18 protein-coding genes are annotated in these 20,985 nt (G+C 42.2%); 11 read left to right on the top strand and 7 right to left on the bottom strand.

The genetic code is table 11. The features are described from left to right. Positions 1-24: 24 nt before the first annotated feature. The gene (locus MR764_RS06580) at positions 25-2,472 is read left to right on the top strand and encodes a copper-translocating P-type ATPase (protein ID WP_247978612.1); all 2,448 of its coding nucleotides are present in this window, start codon (positions 25-27) and stop codon (positions 2,470-2,472) included. Positions 2,473-2,525: 53 nt separating this feature from the next. After that, positions 2,526-2,897, top strand: coding sequence for a cation transporter (locus MR764_RS06575; RefSeq protein WP_247978611.1), 372 nt, complete (start codon positions 2,526-2,528; stop codon positions 2,895-2,897). Positions 2,898-3,059: 162 nt separating this feature from the next. Here the strand turns inward: MR764_RS06575 and MR764_RS06570 are convergent, their stop codons facing one another. From MR764_RS06570 to MR764_RS06560, 3 genes are all read right to left on the bottom strand, one after another. After that, on the bottom strand, positions 3,060-4,010 hold the full coding sequence (locus MR764_RS06570; RefSeq protein WP_247978610.1) for a hypothetical protein: 951 nt from the start codon (positions 4,008-4,010) through the stop codon (positions 3,060-3,062). 140 nt (positions 4,011-4,150) lie between these two features. After that, the gene (locus tag MR764_RS06565) at positions 4,151-5,065 is read right to left on the bottom strand and encodes a sugar phosphate isomerase/epimerase (protein WP_247978609.1); all 915 of its coding nucleotides are present in this window, start codon (positions 5,063-5,065) and stop codon (positions 4,151-4,153) included. A gap of 20 nt (positions 5,066-5,085) precedes the next feature. Beyond that, a complete protein-coding gene (locus MR764_RS06560) occupies positions 5,086-6,492 on the bottom strand; it encodes a Gfo/Idh/MocA family oxidoreductase (RefSeq protein WP_247978608.1) in 1,407 nt (468 codons plus the stop codon). Positions 6,493-6,755: 263 nt separating this feature from the next. Here MR764_RS06560 and MR764_RS06555 point away from each other — a divergent pair, with 263 nt between their 5' ends. Next, positions 6,756-7,922: a hypothetical protein gene (locus MR764_RS06555; protein ID WP_247978607.1), complete on the top strand. Its 1,167-nt coding sequence runs from the start codon at positions 6,756-6,758 to the stop codon at positions 7,920-7,922. 15 nt (positions 7,923-7,937) lie between these two features. Here MR764_RS06555 and MR764_RS06550 read toward each other — a convergent pair whose 3' ends face one another. The 3 genes from MR764_RS06550 to MR764_RS06540 form a co-directional block, all read right to left on the bottom strand. Continuing rightward, positions 7,938-8,357 (bottom strand): nucleoside 2-deoxyribosyltransferase, encoded by a 420-nt coding sequence (locus tag MR764_RS06550; RefSeq protein WP_247978606.1) that lies wholly within the window; start codon positions 8,355-8,357, stop codon positions 7,938-7,940. Between the two features lies 1 nt (position 8,358). Further along, complete coding sequence (locus MR764_RS06545; protein ID WP_247978605.1) at positions 8,359-9,312, bottom strand: mechanosensitive ion channel domain-containing protein; 954 nt, start codon at positions 9,310-9,312, stop codon at positions 8,359-8,361. Between the two features lie 387 nt (positions 9,313-9,699). Continuing rightward, positions 9,700-11,367 carry a S41 family peptidase gene (locus tag MR764_RS06540; protein WP_247978604.1) on the bottom strand — a complete coding sequence of 556 codons (1,668 nt, stop codon included), beginning with the start codon at positions 11,365-11,367 and terminating at the stop codon, positions 9,700-9,702. Between the two features lie 282 nt (positions 11,368-11,649). On the opposite strand from MR764_RS06540, the gene MR764_RS06535 reads away from it, so the two are divergent. The 8 genes from MR764_RS06535 (at position 11,650) to MR764_RS06500 (ending at position 19,982) form a co-directional block, all read left to right on the top strand. Then, the gene (locus MR764_RS06535) at positions 11,650-12,141 is read left to right on the top strand and encodes a periplasmic heavy metal sensor (RefSeq protein ID WP_247978603.1); all 492 of its coding nucleotides are present in this window, start codon (positions 11,650-11,652) and stop codon (positions 12,139-12,141) included. 187 nt (positions 12,142-12,328) lie between these two features. After that, positions 12,329-13,042: a head GIN domain-containing protein gene (locus tag MR764_RS06530; protein WP_247978602.1), complete on the top strand. Its 714-nt coding sequence runs from the start codon at positions 12,329-12,331 to the stop codon at positions 13,040-13,042. A gap of 70 nt (positions 13,043-13,112) precedes the next feature. Then, complete coding sequence (locus tag MR764_RS06525) at positions 13,113-13,820, top strand: head GIN domain-containing protein (protein ID WP_247978601.1); 708 nt, start codon at positions 13,113-13,115, stop codon at positions 13,818-13,820. A 106-nt stretch (positions 13,821-13,926) separates the two neighbouring features. Next, on the top strand, positions 13,927-15,306 hold the full coding sequence (locus MR764_RS06520; RefSeq protein ID WP_247978600.1) for a DUF5723 family protein: 1,380 nt from the start codon (positions 13,927-13,929) through the stop codon (positions 15,304-15,306). A 7-nt stretch (positions 15,307-15,313) separates the two neighbouring features. Beyond that, the gene (locus MR764_RS06515; RefSeq protein WP_247978599.1) at positions 15,314-15,595 is read left to right on the top strand and encodes a DUF4834 family protein; all 282 of its coding nucleotides are present in this window, start codon (positions 15,314-15,316) and stop codon (positions 15,593-15,595) included. A gap of 277 nt (positions 15,596-15,872) precedes the next feature. Beyond that, positions 15,873-17,408, top strand: a complete 1,536-nt coding sequence (locus MR764_RS06510) for a glycine--tRNA ligase (RefSeq protein WP_247978598.1) — start codon at positions 15,873-15,875, stop codon at positions 17,406-17,408. A gap of 135 nt (positions 17,409-17,543) precedes the next feature. Further along, complete coding sequence (locus MR764_RS06505; protein WP_247978597.1) at positions 17,544-18,689, top strand: glycosyltransferase; 1,146 nt, start codon at positions 17,544-17,546, stop codon at positions 18,687-18,689. Between the two features lie 6 nt (positions 18,690-18,695). Beyond that, a complete protein-coding gene (locus MR764_RS06500) occupies positions 18,696-19,982 on the top strand; it encodes a glycosyltransferase family 4 protein (protein ID WP_247978596.1) in 1,287 nt (428 codons plus the stop codon). A gap of 7 nt (positions 19,983-19,989) precedes the next feature. On the opposite strand, the gene MR764_RS06495 is transcribed toward MR764_RS06500, so the two are convergent. Further along, a complete protein-coding gene (locus MR764_RS06495; protein WP_247978595.1) occupies positions 19,990-20,925 on the bottom strand; it encodes a Gfo/Idh/MocA family oxidoreductase in 936 nt (311 codons plus the stop codon). Positions 20,926-20,985 lie beyond the last annotated feature (60 nt).

The following is a 20,985-nucleotide window of genomic DNA, read 5'->3' as shown; positions in this document are numbered from 1 at the left end:
CCATAGAGAAAGAAAAACATGAATATGGAAAAAGTAAAGAAATATACCTGCCCGATGCACTGCGAAGGCGATAAAAGATACGACCAGCCGGGTGATTGCCCGGTGTGTAACATGCACCTCGTTCCTCAGAAAAAAGAAGGAAAGAAAAAACAGGATAAGCACCGGGCCGGTAATTTGTACAATCATCCTCATCACCACGAAGAACATAAACATGAAAAAGTAACATCATCGAACGGGAAAGGCAAGTATTACTGCCCAATGCGATGTGAAGGTGACAAAATGTACGATGAACCCGGAAACTGCCCGGTTTGTGGCATGGATTTGAAAAAAGTTGAAACTCAAAAACCAGTTAACCAGAACAAAACAATTTATACCTGCCCCATGCATCCTGAGATAAAGCAGGATCATCCGGGAAATTGCCCCAAATGCGGGATGGATCTGGTTCCGGAAAAAGGTGAAAAATTAAGCGACGAAGAAAAAGCCTACAAAAAAATGGCTCGTAAATTCTGGCTGGCTGTCGCCTTTAGTGTTCCCGTTTTTATTATCGCCATGTCAGAAATGTTTCCTTTTTTACGATTATACGAGCTCGCATCCACAAAAGTCTGGAACTGGATAGAATTTATCTTGGCCACACCTGTCGTTTTATACGCCGGTTGGGATTTTTTCAAACGAGGCTGGAGCTCTATTCAGCTACGCAATCCAAATATGTGGACACTGATTTCCATCGGTGTGGGAGCCGCTTACATTTTCAGCGTACTGGCGATTCTAATTCCGGGGGTTTTCCCGGCACAATTTAAAGATATCCATGGAAATGTCCATGTATATTTTGAAGCAGCAGCCGTCATCTTAACCCTTGTATTGCTTGGGCAGGTAATGGAATTACGCGCACACAGCAAAACCAATTCGGCCATTAAAGCATTGCTTGGTTTGGTGCCACCCGTAGCACGGGTAATCCGCAACGGCGAAGAGGTAGAGATCCCCCTTGAAGAAGTACAGGTTGACGATATTCTGAAGGTAAAACCCGGTGAGAAAGTACCGGTCGACGGAACCATAACCGAAGGAAACGCCGTAATCGACGAAAGCATGATTACCGGAGAACCCATTCCGGCCGACAAATCGGAGGGCAGCAAAGTAACCGGCGGAACCATTAACGGGAAAACCGCGTTTGAAATGAAAGCGGAAAAAGTGGGTGCTGATACCTTACTTTCGCAAATTGTGGAAATGGTCAACGAAGCGGGTCGTTCAAGAGCTCCCATTCAAAAACTGGCCGATATAGTCGCCAGATATTTTGTTCAGATTGTTGTTAGCGTGGCTCTTATCACGTTTGTTGTTTGGGCCATCTGGGGGCCTGAACCAGCTTATGTTTATGCTTTTGTAAATGCCATTGCGGTGCTGATTGTTGCCTGCCCTTGTGCATTGGGACTAGCCACGCCTATGTCAATTATGGTGGGTTCCGGCCGAATGGCGCAATCCGGAGTACTTGTAAAAGATGCACGTGCTATTGAGGAAATGAACAAGGTGGATGTACTTATTATCGATAAAACCGGCACCATCACTGAAGGAAAACCTTCATTAAGAAATTACCGGTCGCTTGGAAAAATGACTGACAAAGAAGTGCTTCGGCTTGCTGCATCTATTGATGCAAACAGCGAACATCCCATCGCTGACGCTATCGTGGATGGGGCCAAAGCAAAGAATATTCATCCTGAAAAACTGGAAAAATTCGAATCGCTTACCGGGAAGGGAGTCCAGGCAATTTACCAAAAAAAGAAAGTGGGATTGGGTAACCATCGCTTATTGGAAGATTTTGGCGTAACTACTGATGAAACCGTAACCGAAGTTGCAAAAAACTGGCAATCAACCGGGCAAACGGTGATGTATCTTTTAGTTGAAAACAGGGTCGAAGGTTTGATAAGCGTGGCCGACTCCATCAAAAGTTCTTCAGCTAAAGCGATTCATTCTTTGCAAAAAATGGGCATTAAAGTTTACATGCTTACCGGAGACAACAGGTACACTGCAAAAACCGTGGCAGAGGAGTTACACCTCGACGGTTTTGAGGCTGATTGCTTACCTGAAGACAAATACAAGAAAGTAAAAGAACTTCAGGAAAAAGGACACATTGTTGCCATGGCAGGTGACGGCATAAACGATGCGCCGGCACTTATGCAGGCCAACATTGGAATTGCCATGGGCACCGGCACCGACATTGCCATGCAAAGTGCCGAAATTACATTGATAAAAGGAGACTTAAATGGCATAATGAGGGCTCGTGAACTTAGTCATAAAGTTATGCGAAACATTAAAGAAAACCTGTTTTTTGCATTTGTTTACAATGCATTGGGAGTACCTGTTGCAGCCGGTATTTTATTCCCGTTTTTTGGTGTTTTACTCAGCCCATTAATTGCTGCGGCAGCCATGAGTTTTAGCTCTGTATCGGTGATTTCAAATGCGCTTCGATTACGAAAAACATAATTATTGAGATACATTTTAAAAAATTGATTTATTAACCATTAAAATTTTAAAAAATGAAAACAAAAGTTTTAAGTTTAGTTGCCCTGTTTATGATGGGTGCTGTTACCGTTTTTGCAGGAAATAAAACGGAAAAATTCAAAGTGTACGGAAACTGCGGAATGTGTGAGAAACGCATCGAGAAAGCAGCCAGCGCCGTTGAAGGAGTTACAAAAGCCGATTGGAACAAAGAGACCAAAATGCTGGAAGTAACTTTTGACGACACAAAAGCAAATACCGACAAAATTGAAAAGGCTGTTGCAAAGGTTGGTCACGATACGCCGCATTACAAGGCCGCTAACGAAGTTTACGAAAAACTTCCCGGATGTTGTCACTACGACAGAAAGGCTGAAAAAGCCAAAGATGCGAAAGAAGAACACAAGCATTAAATGAATCAAAAAACAAAGGGTGCATCTGATCAAATCAATGCACCCTTTTTCCTGAGAACTAATTATTTGCAAAGCTTCCCAGAAAGATCCTTAACATCGGCTTGTTTTTTAATTCATATTAATTTGGGTTCACGGTTAAAAGGAAATCTACTGCATATTTACTTATAATGAGATAAGTATAAAATGCTTTTTGCCTGGATGTTTTTGTTCATAAATGCTGGCTCCTTCATCCCCAGCGGAAATATACTTGATTTCTTTAAAAAAATCTTTTTTTAACATTTCCTTTGTATCAAGTGGTAATTCGATATTATCAACCAGTAAAGCTGTATTTCCTCCATCTGCTGTAAAGATAGATAATGCCTCTTTTAGTGTGAAAAGTTCTATCTTAACAACCTCTTTTAGTCCTTTTTTTTCATAGGAGGCTAAATCTTTTTTATTCGTACTGCGTTGTAATGTCTTAATGAAAACCGGATTAAGAGCTTCAAATATTTTCTGTGTAATCACAGTATTGTTAATTGTATAAATAATTGAGTTATTAGAAATTTCATTGGGAATGAAATTTCGAGTATAAATTTTTATAGCAGAGACACCTTGGTCAATTTTATCTGATAATTTTGCATCAGAAACGTACACCATTTTTAAAGAATCATTTTTGACGAATTTTACTTCATCAATTGCTTGAGGCATTAATGTAGTTGCAAGAGTACGTGAATAATATGGCATAAGTTTATCATTTATGTAATAATTCCACGATTTCAAGTATCTGGTGTTGGATGACACGACTCCGCTTTCCAAAGCAATCGCCCCCCCACTAGAAATTAATTCAAAAGTTTTTTGCGTAATTATACGTTCTCCGTCAGACCGTACCGATAATGTAAAACCATGAGTATTTGCAATGTCCCGAGGATCGATGGAATTAAAAATGCTCCCGGATATTGGATAAACAATACTCGCACCAGGTTGGTGCAATAAAATAGTTTCTTCATTGTTTATTCTCGAAGAATGACTGCAATTCTTTTTAATGGAACAACTTGTCGTTAATAATATACTAATTATGACAAGTATTAAATTATTCTTTAAAAGAAATATTTTAAAATTCAATATATTCTTCATAAAGCATATAGTTTATAATTCAAATTACTTCAAAACAAAAGGACCTAAAAAGCAATATAAATAAATGTTAATGGAAAATACCCGGCACAAAAAACGGATGCAAAACTGCACCCGTTCTTTTATCATTTGATTCAAATTTCTTATTTCACAAATTTGGCCTTGTTAAGGTAGTCGAAACATTCTTTTACTCCCTCGAACTGGGTCATTCCATTGCGGATACCTTCCAATTCAACAAAAAATTCATCCAGCCCGTTTTCGTAAGCCTTTGTAAAGATGTTTTCGAAATTCATCATTCCTGACTGTCCCAATACTTTACGGTCTTTGATGTGAAGAACAGGAAACCTGCCAGGATATTTGGCAAAATATTCCAGCGGATCGCACTGCCCCATTACCGTCCAGTAAACATCCATTTCAAAGAAAACCAGTGACGGATCCGTTCCGTTGAGGACCATATCGTAAAAAACGCCACCTTTTTTTGAATTGTCGCCATCTTTCGATACGCGTTCAAACTCGTGACTGTGGTTGTGATATCCCCATTTAATTCCGGCTGCTTTGGCAGCTTCGCCGGCGTTATTGAATATTTCAGCCACCAATGCAACATCCGATTCTGTTTCTACCTGTGGCATTCCTGGCTGAACAAGAGTTGTTACGCCAAGTTTCGCATGATCTTCAACGGCTGCTTTCCAAAAATCAGCAATTTCAGCTTTGTTATCTTTCGAATACTTACGAACCGGAGGGTTCACATGCGAGCCGCTCATCTTTAGACCGGCATCGTCGGCCATTTTCTTAATCTCGGTAACGTCTAATCCATACATTTTCCGATCGCGATAACCAGCTGCTTCAGCATTTGTATAGCCAATTTTGGCTACTTTTTTAAGTCCTTCAGGTACATCGTCGGTTAATTCTTTTCCTAGCGAATATAACTGCAAGCCAATTTGTTTTTTGGCTGCCGGACTGCTCATCAACGAAGCAGCGGATGCAGGATTAACTGCACTGCTAACTACTCCGCCAGCGGTAAGCAAACCCAAGCTTTTTAAAAATTCTCTTTTCTTCATTAGGTATTAAAGTTGGTGTATTACAATTTATAAGGTCTTCTGTAATCGTAATGATATAAACGGTGGTTCCAGGCTTCCTTGTCGGCACCAAAACTTTGGGTAGCCGGATTCCATTTCACCGGACGTTGCAATTCGGTGGCCATGTTCCCTAAGCAACACACAATAGCAGTACTGGCGCCCACTTCAATCGGTGCAATCGTTTTTTCGCGCGACCGAACAGAATCCACAAAATTCTGCATATGTGGCGAACTGATCTCGAAACTGCCCTTCCCTTTTGACTGCGCTTTCTGCATTTCTTTGAATTTTCGGGCCTTTTCTGCAGCATTCAAATCGCCCGGACGAGCACCAGCGAGTGCTTCCGGAACAAGCGAAGCATCGGAACAAGCAAGGTAACCACGTGCAACTTCGATCCAACCTTTATCGCCGATAAACTTGATTCCCTGAGCTTTCGGGACATCATCGAGATAAGGTTGTTCAGTCATTACAATTCCGTTCAGGTATTTGAACGTCAGGTATTCCTGTCCGTTGTATCCCTTGGGAATAATTTCTGCCGGGCCCGAACCATCCATACCAATGGCTGCCTGGGCAATGTCGAACATATGCGCACCCCAGTCGGCAGTGAAACCGTTACCGGTTTCGAGGTACCAGCGCCAGGCTCCCCACAATTTTTCTCTTTCCGGCGGATCAAGCGAAATAGGAGGACAAAGATCGGGGTGATGATGAATTTTCGGATCGTTCAACGGCCCCATCCATAAATTAAAATTCAGGTTTCCGGGAACGATATCTTCAGGAAGATCCAGTGGTTTTGGCGGATCACCTACCCGTGCATAAATTTTATCAATGTGCCCGATGGCGCCAGACTGAACCAACTCAATGGCTTTCTGAAATTCGCCGCTCGAACGCTGCTGGCTTCCCACCTGAACAATTCTTTTATTATCGTTGGCCACGCGAAGCATTTTTTGTGCCTCGGTTATCGTAAACGAGAGTGGCTTTTGCACATATACATCTTTTCCAGCCTGGCAGGCATGAATGGTCATCAGTGCATGCCAGTGGTCGGGAGAACAAACTTCAACAGCATCAATATCCTTACGTTCAAGCAGTTCTTCGTATTGTTCGTACTTGTCACAACGTGGAGCAAGGCCCAGTGATTTCTGCCATTCTTCCACGCGTCGTTTAAAACGCTCGGTTTTCATTGAATCGACATCGCAACCGGCAACAACCTGCACGCCGGGTACCTTCGAAAAACTCAGGAAATCGTTCATTCCTTGCTGCCCCAGGCCAATAAAGCCCATAACAACACGATCGCTTGGTGCTATTTTCACTCCGTCGACAACCCAACTTGGGAGAATGGTGAGACCTGTAAGTCCCAAAGCAGAAAGCCCCAGAAAGTTTCTCCTGCTTAATTGATTTGGTTCCTTTAAACTCATTGGTTTAGATTAATATTTTTCAAAATTTACTTCCAAAATTGTCGATATATCCGATCAAACTGAAGCAATGTCCGAATATACAAAAAGTTCTTCTGGCAGATTCAATTCTGCACAAGAAAGCTCTGTGTCTCCTGCGATTATAGATTCATCCCGCAATCTAACTGAACAAATGATCTGATTGCAGAAGCATAATTTTTTCACAAACTGAACATAACTTGTTTTTCTGAAAAACGTATACCCATAAAAAAACAATAATTAACCAGATGAAACCATTATTTTTTTTGATACTAACGTTCGCCTTCGCGGCCATATACAGCCCTGCGCAAACCTGGGACGAACAATGGGAAAAAGTATCTGCCAATAAAAACCAGGATTATTATTCTGATGTGCTGGAAATTCCGGGAGGTGGCTTCGCAGTGCTGGGCGCTGTTAACACCAATCCTACTAATGTTTGTCTATTATGTTTTACCGATTCAGGCGACTTAACCTGGAACAAAACATTCGAATCTGCAGACAATGAGCTTCCGGCTAAAATTGCAATCACTCCGGAAGGTAGCCTGGTTATACTTTCTCAAAAAAATCCTGCTGATCAGTCAGAAATCCTGATTCGGAAAACCGATCTCAGCGGAAAGGAAATCAGCCAAAGCTCTTTAAACGGAATGTATTTTAAGGGTGCAGATATTGCAGTTTTAAACGAAAACGAATGGGTAGTTGCGGGAGCAAAAGGAACAGACGCAGAACATCCGAAGCTTTGGATGGCCAAATTGGATGAAAAAGGAAATGTAGCCTGGGAGAAAACCTTTAATGAAACAACGAAAGGTTGCTTTTCAACCATAAAACATCTTCCCGACGGAGGTTTTGTGCTGGGAGGGCAAGTGGCAGGTAAGGCCAAAAATGATTGCGATATGATCGTCATCCGGACCGACAGCGAAGGAAACGCCCTTTGGACTAACCGCATGGATTCACCCAAAAGCAAAGAATGGGCAGAGTGTGTTTGTTGTTCTCCCGACAGTTGCTTTATGCTGGTGGGTTGGGGTGGTAACTGTCTGAACGACATGAATGATGAATACCCGATCTTTGATTTTGACCTTATTTTGAAAAAAGTGGATTGTAACGGTAAAGTAAAATGGGCCAAAAACTTTGATGCTGAAGGCTCTGAAGGAGGATACGCCATTGCCATTCGTCCCGATGGTCATTTTATCGTGGCCGGCACCAAAGAAAGTTCGTTTGCCGGAAAAGTTGGTCCATGGATAATGGAAGTGGATGGAAACGGCGAAGTATTGAACGAACTTTTACTCAACATGAGATTTTCGAGAGTTTGCAAAGTTCTCAATACAAAAGACGGAGGTTTTGTGGTTATCGGTCCCGGATTTTACGATAATCTCAATCCCCGAAGCGACGGCTGGATCGCTAAGTTTTCAGCCATCTAAGTCGGGCAAGTACCATCAGGAAATCGCCTTCCAAAACAGATCAACAGCTTCTTTCGCTTCTGAAAGAGAAGTATATTCAACCCATGTAAGGCTTGAACAACCGGCGATCATGGCTGAAGGATTCTTTCCGCTACCGGGGCGAAACAAACACAATACTTTTTTACCGGCTGCAACTGCTCGACCAATTTCGTAACCCACTCCCATTGAAACGGTTGTCACTTCGGCTACCAATACATCGGCAGCCTGTAACCACTCCAGGTCGCGGTCGTGGATGAAACGATCAGTTGGCCCGTCATCGCCCAAAGCAGAAAGCGTTTGGTCGCCCACATGTTCGGTAAGCACTTCACCAAAGTTTTTCAGATAAGAAATTAATTGTTCGTACAAAGCTGCATCTTCGCGCCCTCCGCGAATAGAGCCTGCAAAATAGATCTTCATTTTATTTATTTGATATTTTTTCCTTTTCAAATTTCAAGGCGCTACCGTCACCTTCTATCAAAATACGTGTTTTGGGCAGACTTTCGGGATAATTTTTCTGAAGAAATTCGATCAGTTTTTCACGCACAAAAACCCGCAGATCCCAGGCTGTTGATGAATCCCTGGCACTCATCAGCGCCCGCACTTCCACTCCGTTGGGTTTGGCATCGGTTACCTGAAGGACATTAACCTTTTTATCCCACAGCGGAGTCGATTCCAACAAACGCGTCAATTCTTCACGCAACGCTTCAAACGAAACTTTGTAATCGGTATAAATAAATACTGTTCCTAAGATTTCAGCTGTTGTACGGGTCCAGTTTTGAAAGGGTTTTTCAAAGAAATAAGTAGTGGGAACAATCAACCGCCGTTTATCCCAAATATGCACCACCACATAGGTTAATGTAATCTCTTCAATTCTCCCCCATTCTCCTTCAATAATCACCACATCGTCGAGCCGGATAGGTTGAGTAATGGCAATCTGTAATCCGGCAATTACAGCACCGATAAACTTCTGCGCAGCAAAACCAACAATTATCCCGGCTACTCCTGCCGAGGCAAACAAACTAAGTCCGAGTTTACGAACATCGTCAAACAACATCAGAATGGCTCCAATGGCGATCACCACTATTATTGCGATAAAAACGCTTTCCAAAATATTAAACTGCGTATGGAGCTTACGCGACCGCAGGTTGTTCTCCTGCGAAGTATCAAAATTTTCAAGGAAAATACGTTTAACCGTCCTTAATGATGAGATTAATATCCATGCAATACTCGTGATCATCAGGATTGAGCCGATGATATCGAATATGGGATACGATGCTTCATAGGTGAAATCATATTTCTCAATAAAGTATTTCAGGAAAATAGATACGGCAAGTAATAAAATCGGTAAAATAAATCTTTTGAAGTGTTTCATCTGCTTTCAATTAAATGATTTGGACCTTAAAATCTTCAGCTTTCTGCTAAATATCAAATCGCATGGCCGGGCCTTTAAATTACAAAATTTAGGTGTGATTCGATTTCGCGATTGGTTTGGGTTCTAAAAACCTAACAGAAAGCTTCGAAATATGTTGAATTCAAACCATAAAACAATCATGATTCTCAGGAATCACAAACAGATATGAAATTAATGACTTTTACTCTCCCTCGCTCCCTCTCTAGGCATAGAGAGGGAAGATCCCGAGTACTCGCGGATCAGGGTGAGTCAGACAATATTGAAACTTATTTTGCTATTGATTTTCGATAGACTTTCACATAAAGAGAGGAGGCCATCTGACCTCCTCTCTTTATCCAGCTTTTAAAACTAATTCATATTAATTACTGTTCCCGGGGTAAAGTACCCAGCATAGGCAGTCTCTGAATGCAGGGCATCCACTGCTTTTTTAATGCCTTCGTCGTCGTTAATCGCTGCACGAATGGCACCTTTCTGATAGTAATAACGAGAAACGATCTCGTCTTCCAACAATTCGCTTATTTCTTTACGGAATTCCTTCAGGTCTTTATCGAGATTGGGTTCCAGTTTTGCTTTCAAGGCCTCAAATTCAGCTTCGGCCAAACCATAATATTTTTCCTTTTTGGCAACGTCGAGCAACGATTTAAATTCTTCCTGCGATTCGGAATCGTATTTAAAGTTGCTGCTTTTTACATAGTCCATAAACTGGTTGTAGATATCATCGGTGACCACAAAATCTTCGGGTTGCGGAATGGTTGCGTTTTCGTTCGAATATTTGGTCGCAAAATCAAAAACCGCGAAACGCGTAACCAGCTCGATGGCAAGTATACTCAACTGGTCGCTATCAATTTTCAGATCGGGAACAACACCGCCACCATCATAAACTTTGCGCCCGTGTTTCGTACTGAATTCCGTAATCAGTGAATCCGGCACATGACCGACGCTGCCATCTTCGTTCCGGTGCGAGTAATCCAGCGCCTGAATACAGCGTCCGCTGGGAATGTAATATTTTGCAGTGGTCACTTTCAGTTTTGTATTGTAACTTAAGTCGCGGGTGGTTTGCACCAAACCTTTTCCAAAGGTACGTGTCCCCACAACAATTCCACGATCCAGATCCTGGATGGCACCGGCTACAATTTCTGATGCCGAAGCGGAACCCCGGTTTACAAGTACCGCAATTTTAATGGTAGTATCAATCGGTGCGGAAGTAGCGGTGTAGGTTTTATCCCATTGTTTTACTTTTCCGCGGGTGCTTACAATCTCTTCTCCTTTCGGAACAAATAAGTTAACGATGTTTACTGCTTCCATCAGCAAGCCGCCCGGATTCCCGCGTAAATCGAGCACCAGCGCATCCGGATTGTTTTTTTTCAGCTCAAGGAAAGCTTCCTGAACATCCTGACCGCAATCGGCAGTAAACTGAGTGAGCCGAATATATCCGGTGTGATCATCGAGCATTCCGTAATACGGCACAGGATCAATCGAAATTTTCTCACGCACCACATCAACTGTAAACGGCTTTTTGTCGCCGGGGCGTTGCAGTTTTATCGTCACAGGTTGGTTGGCCGGACCTTTCAACAGGTTACTTACATCTTCGGTTGTCATTTCCTTGGTGTCTTTTCCCGAAACTTCGAGAATAATGTCGCCAGCTTTCAAACCCGATTTTTGTGCAGGGAACCCTTCATAAGGTTCTGAAATAACGATTTTCCCGTTCTGCTGACCGATCAACGCACCAATTCCGGCATATTCGCCGGTAGTCATAAAACGAAAATCTTCGATCTGGTCTTCCGAAATGTAGTTGGTATAGGGATCGAGTGACATCAGCATATCATCGATACTGGTTTTTACCAGTTTATTCGGATCAATATCATCCACATAAAACATGTTCAGTTCCCTGAAAAGGGTATGATAGATATCCAGATTCTTGGCTATTTCAAAATTTTTCTCGTCGCGGGTGAAACCCAAAACCATGGCTCCCATCACCACGACCAGCATCACTCCTATCCAAATTTTCTTCTTCATCTTTTCTTTCCTTTCTGCAATTATTTGAGCTGTAACTCAATGTTGAACGTCAAAAGTAACAATTCTTACCTCATATAAGTTAACCAATTCTCAATTCCGTTACGTTAATTTATATTAAAAGCCGGTTATTTTCTGACACGACATTCGATCAAAGCAACTTGTCTATCTGACACTTAGCTATTTCCATCCAACAAATTCATGAAAAAAAATCGACACTGAGATTAAACCGAAAAAATGATTCCCTGTCCAAAAAGCGAGTTCAATAACATAAAAATAAAGGCTATGAAAATCAGATTCTTAACTTTAACACTGATTACTGTTTTCGCAGTAACTTCTATGGCACTTGCCCAGAACCCTGAAACTAAAAAAGGCGATCGGGAACCGCGTGAAGCTTTTATGCCCCGTAATGAGCGATTTGCCGATCGCATGAATCATTTCTTTACAGAAGAACAACAGGAACAAATGAAAACCATTCGTTTGGAAACGGCCAAAAAAGTTAAACCACTTCGCAACGAATTGGGAGAACTTGAAGCCCGTCAGCAAACCTTGACTACTGCCGAAAAAGCCGATCTGGATGCCATTTACCAGAACATTGATAAAATGTCGGAAGTAAAAGCTGAAATTCAGAAAATCATGGCGAAACAACACCAGCAAATTCGTTCGCTGCTTACCGAAGAGCAACTGCTAAAATTTGATGCCATGAAAGGTTGGATGACGGACCACCGCAACAACGGTTTCAGGGGCGAAAAAGCGCCACGTCCGAATGCCGGATAGTTTAATCAGTGATGATACATACAAGAGAGGTTGACCGGATGAGTCAACCTTTTTTGCTTTGTCCACCTCCACCATAAAACATTCATTTTTTGCATTTACCGATAAAAATCCTTTGTTCAACGATTTAATTCTTCACCCCGAATTCGTTTCCGCTAACTTTATTGAAAATAAGCCAAACAGAAATATCATGAAACAAAAAACCTTAATTCTGAGCCTCTTCATTCTCTCCATCGTAATGAATTCCTGCATGTTCTCTCTTTCAATAAAAGGAAATGGCAATGTAGTAGAAGAAACACGTCAATTAAATGATTTCGATGAAGTAAAAGTAACCCGCGGAATGAATGCATTCATCTCCATTGGCGACGATTTTAAAGTAGTGGTGAAAGCCGATGAAAATCTGCTTGAATACATTGAAACGGAATTGGAAGGCGACATGCTGATCGTCAGAAGCACCGCCAACATCCGAAACGCCAAATCAAAAGCAGTATACATTACACTGCCCGAAATCGAATCGTTAAAATCAACAGCCGGAAGTAACATTTATTCTGAAAACGTCCTGGAAGTAGGCGACATTGAACTCTCAGCTTCGGCAGGCGCCAACCTTAAACTTAGGCTGAACGCGGACGCTGTCAACGCATCGGCATCGGCAGGATCGAATATTTTTCTGGAAGGGAAAGCAAATTCACTAAACGCAACCGCCAGTTCGGGTTCGAACATAAAAGCCGGCGATTTAAATTGCAAACAAGGAGAACTGAAAGTCAGCAGTGGGGCTAATGTGTGGGCAGCTACCTCCAAAAGCTTAACAGCAAAAGCGAGCAGCGGAGGAAATATATTTTATGCCGGAGAACCGTCAGAAACCGATATCAGCAAATCTTCAGGCGGAAATGTGATAAAAAACTGAGCAGGTTGTAACTTTTCGGAGAACCTGGCGTCATTACAAATACAAAAAGCAAACAAACAATTTTAATCAGATGAAAACACTCAGAACAATGTTGCTCCTGGTCATGATCGCTTTTACCGGAGTGGGAACCGTTTTAGCGGGCAACGAATCACAAGAAAGAAACGTTAAAGGATTTAATGCTATTAAAGTATCCACCGGAATTGATCTTTACCTCTCGATGGGAAATGATGAGTCGGTAAAAATTGTTGCTGACGATGATATTATTGATGATATAAAAACCGAGGTAAAAGACGGTACTCTGCTCATTTACATGAAGCAGAAAAACAGCTGGTTTAACTGGAATGGCAATCAATCACGAAAAGCTTATGTAACCGTAAAAGAGTTGGTTGCGCTCGATGCATCTTCGGGATCGGACGTGGAAACTGAAACGACACTCGAAGGCGATGAACTCGAGGTAAATGTCAGCAGCGGAGCCGATGTAAAACTTCAATTACATATCAAGAATTTTTCGATTGATACCAGCAGTGGTTCGGATGCTAAACTTAGCGGAAGTGTAAAATACCTGAATGCCGAGGCCAGCAGTGGAAGCGACATCAACGCCAGCGACCTGGAAGCAGCTTTTTGCAAGGCAAAAGCCAGCAGTGGTTCAGACATCAGCCTCTCCGTTACCGAGGAAATTCAGGCTAAAGCAAGCAGCGGTGGCGACATCGTTTATTCCGGAAATCCAAAAACAAAAGACATTGATGAATCCAGCGGCGGCGACGTCAGGCAGCGATAATTTCAGAAAACTATGATAACGAAAGGCGGGACAACCCGCCTTTTTTTGTGGCTGTTTCTGTCGTTTTCAAGATAATAACTTATTTTGCGCTTGCGTTTTAACGGGTATGAACAAAGCATTAAAAAGCATTAGTATCACTTTAATCGTTCTTTTCGCCGGATCGCAGTCGTTGTGGTCTCAGGAAGGTAATGTGCTCCAGTTTATCCGGAGTGTCAGCCAATCGGCGAATGCCAATCCCGCCTTTCAAAACCAGGATGAACGAATGGTGATCGGCTTGCCAATTCTTTCCGGCTTTACCCTCGACTGGAAAGCCAATTTTGCACCCGACTATATTTTCGATAGCGATTTTTCCTACAGCTTCGAACGGTTTTATAACCAATTGGGAGAACCCGGCGATGCATTTCCAGCAGTAACTGTGCCCGTTTTCTATATCAGCAAAAGAAGCGGAATGCAAAACTTCAGCTTTTCTGTTTCGGAAAAAGCTGTAGCTACAACTAACTTCGACCACGATCTTCTGCATTTCATCGATCTGGGAACGCTTCCCTATTATGGCCAGCCTAAAGAAGAATTGGGCCCCCTGTCGTTCAACGCATTTTATTATCGCGAAGTGGCCCTGGGCTACTCCACCGAAATTTGGGACGGACTGACTATTGGAATTCGTCCAAAACTTTTGTTTGCCCGTTTTTATTACGACATCCCTGAACTACAATTTGAAGTGGAAACCAATACCGAGCAGCAACAGTTGCTTGTCACACCCAAAGGAAAGTATACCATTTCGGGGCCGATTGAGGTTGTTCTCAACGCAGAAGAACAAGCCACATTTATACGTCCGAATCCCAAACCCGGCGATTACTTTTTCAATTTCCACAACTTAAGCCCGGCAATTGACCTGGGACTTACCTATCGCGTCAACAAGGAAACCGAACTGGCTGTATCGGTGCTCGATCTGGGTTATGTTGGCTTTAAACATCGCGCCTATGAAGCTGAGTTTGTGGGTTCGCTTGTTTACCGGCAGAATCAACTTTACCAATCGAATAATCCCGACGATCCTACTAATTACAAGCCACCACACCGGGCCTTAAATAATTTTTCGGATCGAATCCCGTACATTATTTCAGCCCAACCGGTTAAAAAAAGGGCAGTACAACAACTTCCCTTAAAAATGATTGTGGGAATAAAAACGCAAATGAATAAAAAATCGGAGATTGGCGTATCGGGCCAATACACGGGTTATTCCGGCAATTCTTATCATTACCTCACAGGTTTTTACCACACCGAGCTGGGAGAACACTGGAACCTCGCGGGAGCAGTCAACCTGTTCAACACGAAAAATATTTTACCCGGTTTTGGAGCCAGTTATACCGGCCGCCGTGCGCAATATTTTCTGAGCACCAATAATATTACCGGACTTTTAAAACCTACCTCCGCAAAAAGCTTAAATTTGTCGTTTGGTGTGAATTTTTTATTTTCCACCTTTCAAAACTAGAAGAGAAATGATCCTTTTTATAACGCTGTTCCTGGTAAACTTCCTGCGTACGCTATTCATTATCGTGCTGATTTACTATGCGATCCGTTTTGTATCGCGCTACATCCTTCCCTTGCTGATCGACAAAGGGGTAAAAAACATGCAGCAGAAAATGCAGGATCAACAGCGTAGTCAGCAACGTCCGCGCCGCCCCGAAGGAGAAGTAACCATTGAAGGACAACCCAATCCAAACAAGAAAAACAACAACCGCAACGAAGAATACATTGACTTTGAGGAAGTAGACGAGTAGGAAAACGGGAAGACTAGAAGATTAGAAGGTTGGAACGTTAGAAGATTAGAATTTTAGAATGTGGGAATGAGTGATTCTTCAATTCTCATCAAAACTAAATTGAGATGAAAACTCTGCGTTACTCTGTGGCTTCTTTGTGGACGCTGTGGTAAAAAAGCTTTTGTTTTGAACCCGCCACTGCAGTATTTAAAGTCAGAATCCCGAACTCTCTTCTTATCCCTGTTCAAATAAAAAAAATCGCTTACATTTGTGCTTCAATTCAGAATTTTAACAAGAAATGGCACAGGAAGATATTTTCAAGAAACTGGTTGCGCACTGCAAAGAATACGGATATGTATTTCAATCGAGCGAAATTTATGACGGGCTGGGAGCAGTGTACGATTACGGACAATACGGCGTTGAGTTAAAAAATAACATCAAAAAATACTGGTGGGACAGCATGGTGCTTTTGCACGAAAATGTAGTGGGAATCGACTCAGCTATTTTTATGCACCCTACCATCTGGAAAGCATCGGGACACGTGGATGCTTTTAACGATCCGCTGATCGACAACAAAGACTCGAAAAAACGCTACCGTGCCGACGTTTTGATTGAAGAGCAACTGGCCAAAATCGAAGAAAAGATCAACAAGGAAGTTGATAAAGCCAAAAAACGTTTTGGCGATGCTTTCGACGAAAAGCAATTCCGCGAAACCAACCAGCGCGTGTTGGACAACCAGGCAAAATGGGATGCACTGCACAACCGCTTTGCACAGGCTTTGAATGATGGCAATTTGGACGAACTGCGCCAAATTATTGTTGATGAAGAGATTGCCTGCCCGATTTCAGGAACCCGCAACTGGACCGATGTTCGTCAGTTTAACCTGATGTTCGCCACCGAAATGGGATCGACTGCCGACGGTGCGCTGAAAGTTTACCTTCGTCCGGAAACTGCACAGGGAATTTTTGTGAACTACCTGAATGTTCAGAAAACCGGTCGTATGAAAATTCCGTTTGGGATTGCACAGATCGGAAAAGCTTTCCGCAACGAGATTGTAGCCCGTCAGTTTATTTTCCGCATGCGCGAATTCGAACAAATGGAGATGCAGTTCTTTGTTCGTCCGGGCAGCGAACTCGACTGGTTCGAAAAATGGAAAGAAACACGTATGAAGTGGCACCGTGCCCTTGGATTTGGCGATGAAAATTATCGTTTCCATGAACACGAAAAACTGGCACACTACGCCAATGCTGCGGTAGACGTAGAATATAAATTCCCGTTTGGCTTTAAAGAAGTGGAAGGAATTCACTCGCGTACCGATTTCGACCTTTCGCAACACGAAAAATTCTCGGGCAAGAAGATTCGTTACTTCGATCCTGAACTGAATGAGTCGTACGTTCCTTATGTTGTTGAAACCTCGATTGGTGTGGACCGTATGTTCCTGCAGGTAATTTCGGCTTCGTACTGCGAAGAACAACTGGAAAAAGATTCACGCGTTGTACTGAAAATTCCTGCGGTACTGGCTCCGGTAAAACTGGCCGTTATGCCGCTGGTAAAAAAAGACGGTCTGCCTGAAAAAGCCCGCGAAATTATTGACAATCTGAAGTTCGATTTCAACTGCCAGTACGACGAAAAAGACTCGATCGGGAAACGTTACCGCCGTCAGGATGCCATCGGAACACCGTTCTGTGTTACTGTCGATCATCAAACAGCTGAAGATAACTCCGTCACGATCCGTTACCGCGACACCATGGAACAGGAACGTGTTGCCATTGCCGACCTTGGAAAGATTATTGGCGCACAGGTAAGTATGAAGAATTTGTTTGGGAAAATATAAAACAGATTCTCACTCTCGAGACAACAAAAATAAAAGGACAAGTAGAAAATAACTGTAGAGCAACCGAGAAGAAATAAAGAGGAAAGAAGAAGCGGTACCGGGAGTCACAACAAGGTAGTTCAGGAGAATAAACAAATGCCGGGAAAAAGAAAAATAGCTATCGTGGGATCTGCCTACCCACTGCGAGGCGGAGGTATTGCAACCTTTAACGAGCGCATGGCCTTAGCTTTTATCGACAACGGCGATGAAGTAAAGATTTACACCTTTAGCTTACAATATCCATCGATTCTTTTTCCTGGCAAAACTCAGTATTCGGAAGAACCACCGCCTGGAGATCTGGACATTGAGGTACTGGTAAATTCCATTAACCCGTTTAACTGGATAAAAGTCGGACGGTATTTGAAGAAACTGGCTCCAGACATCATTGTCCTTCGTTACTGGATACCTTTTATGGCCCCTTGCCTGGGAACAATCGCCCGGATCGCGCGAAAAAATAAAAAAACTCAGGTTATTGCGATCGCTGACAATATTATACCACACGAGCACAAACCGGGAGATCAGCTTTTTTCCCGGTACTTTGTTCGAAGTGTCAATGCTTTTGTCACCATGTCGAAAAGTGTATTGAATGATTTAAACTCATTCGATTCACAAAAACCAAAGCTCTATACTCCACACCCGTTGTACGATAATTTTGGAGAATCTATTCCGAAAACAGAAGCAAAGAAGCAGCTAAAACTGGCTGATAACACTAACTATATTTTGTTCTTCGGATTTATTCGGGATTACAAAGGCCTTGACCTTTTACTGGAAGCTTTCTCCGATAAACGCCTGCGTGAATTGCCGGTAAAACTGTTGATTGCCGGCGAATTCTACTCCAAACCGGATAAATACTACGAGATTATCAAGAACAATCGTCTCGAAAACGTTATCGAATTACGTACCGATTTTATTCCAAATACCGACGTTCATAAGTATTTCTGCGCAGCAGATGTAGTGGTGCAACCGTATAAAACCGCTACTCAAAGTGGGATTACACAGGTAGCCTACCATTTTAACAAACCGATGATTACCACCAACGTGGGTGGTCTATCTGAACTAATCCCGAATGAGAAAGTGGGTTACGTGGTAAATCCCGATAAACATGAACTGGCGGAAGCTATCCTGCGGTTTTACAAAAACGGCAAGGAGGCTGATTTCAGCAAAAACGCGGAAATAGAAAAGCAGAAATATTCGTGGGATGTGTTTGTCAAGAATTTGCTGAGCCTTGCCCAAAATTTGTAAAAGAATATGAAAAAGGTTCTTATCATAACTTATTACTGGCCCCCAAGTGGAGGAGCCGGTGTTCAGCGTTGGGTTAAATTTGTCAAATATATGTCACAGATGGGATTGGCTCCCATCGTTCTGACTGTTGATCCGAAATATGCTTCTTATCCTCAAAAAGACGAAACGCTTTGCAAAGACGTACCGGGCAATGTTAAAGTGTATTTGACTAAATCTTTTGAATTATACTCTGTTTACAAAAAAGTATCATCCAATAAGGAAATTCCTTACGGTGGATTTGCGAACACAAAAACCCTGGATTTTAAAGAAAAGATCATTCGTTTTATTAGAGGGAACTTCTTTCTTCCCGATCCGCGAAAAGGCTGGAACAAATTTGCATACCAAGAGGCAACGCGAATAATAAAAAATCATAACATTGATAGTGTCATAACAACAAGCCCACCGCATTCAACTCAACTGATTGGACTTAAATTAAAAAAAAGATTAAAGATAAATTGGATTGCTGACCTTCGCGATCCATGGACTGACATCTATTATTACAAGCAATTATACCCGACCTGGCTGGCCACTGCAATCCAAAAACAATACGAGCTAAGAGTCATTAAAAAGTGTGATAAATTACTGACAGTTAGCGATGCATTAAAGAAACTGTTTATTGAAAAAGACAGCACTATTTCAAACAAAGTTCACGTTTTGCCAAACGGTTACGATCCTGATGATTTTGACATTAAGATATTCCCTGAGAAGAATGACATAATCACTATCTCTTACATCGGAACAATGTCGGAAGACTATACCATTAATGGTTTTATCGATGGGATCAACATGCTCGATAGTTCCATAAAAAACAAGCTTAGAATCAGATTTGTTGGAAAGATGTCAGATAAAATCAATGAATCTTTTATCCTGGCGGGATTGGCTTCACAAGTTGAAACGATCGGTTATGTAAATCATAAAAGAGCCATCGAATTTATGTACACCAGTGACATCTTGCTACTTGTAATTCCGAACATCGTAAATAACCTGGGGATATTAACAGGTAAACTGTACGAATATCTGGCCGTGAATCGTCCAATTCTTTTAATTGGGCCGGAACAAGGAGATGCCGCAAAAATCATTCAGGAAACCAATAGTGGAGTAACATGCGATTATTATGATAGCTCGAAAATTAGAAATAGCATTCAAATACTTTCTCAGCGATCAAAAGATATAATTGATGAACCGCTGCCAAGCTCAGCTTCTTTAAAATACTCCCGAATCACACTTACCAAAGAGCTGATAAAACTATTGTAACGTCTTCCTACTTAAGAAACGGATGATAATCACCTTTTAATCCTATGGGTTTAGTATTCCTGACATAATCGGTTAAAACAATACTTTCGCGTGCATCGTCAATGCCAAAGCCATTCCCGTTCAATATATTTTGGTAGGTTACGGTGTGCAGGTCAGTAAATCCGCCACTAAACTCCACCTCATCGCCATTTACTGTTATCGAGCGGAATGTTCGCATACCACGACTGGTGGCATATTCGGGCAGATCATTGGCATCCAGGCTCAAAAACCAACGCACCCGTGCTTTTTCGAGGCGAAGAAAACCGGCCGCTTTATTGGCTTCGTATGCATGTACAACATTTTCCTGAACATCCCCAAAAATCCAGGTAAGCATATCAAAAAAATGGATACCAATATTGGTTGCCACTCCTCCTGACCTCTGAACATCGCCTTTCCAGCTTTTGAAATACCATTTTCCACGCGTGGTAATATAACTTAGATCAATATCATACACTTTGTCAGTATCTCCCTCGTCAATCTTCTTTTTCAGATCAAGAATGGTTTGATGATAACGTAGCTGAAGAACCGTATAAACACGCCTGCCTGTTTCCGCTTCAATGTCTTTAATGATGTGCATATCCTCCGGATAAATGACCAATGGCTTTTCACAAATGGCATCTGCTCCGTTGCGAAGAGCAAACCGTATATGCGAAGGATGCATGTAATTGGGTGTGCAAATACTTACAAAATCAATCGGACTACCCTGCATCGACAGGTCATCCATATACTTGTCGAAATTTTCGTGTTCAAGAAAGAACTCTGCTTCCGGGAAATAGCTGTCGATACGTCCCATCACATCAAAACGGTCAGTGGCACAAATCAGTTGATTCCCGGTTTCCTTGATGGCTTTCATGTGCCGGTCGGCAATGTATCCTGCCGCCCCTATTAATGCAAATCGTTTCATTTTATTACTTTTTCTCGCAAAGGCGCTAAGTTTATTAATCTGTTCTAAAATTCTTTGCTT

This window comes from Maribellus sp. YY47, assembly GCF_023111095.1.
Classification (GTDB): Bacteria; Bacteroidota; Bacteroidia; order Bacteroidales; family Prolixibacteraceae; genus Draconibacterium.
This window is presented reverse-complemented; position numbering and strand designations above follow the sequence as displayed.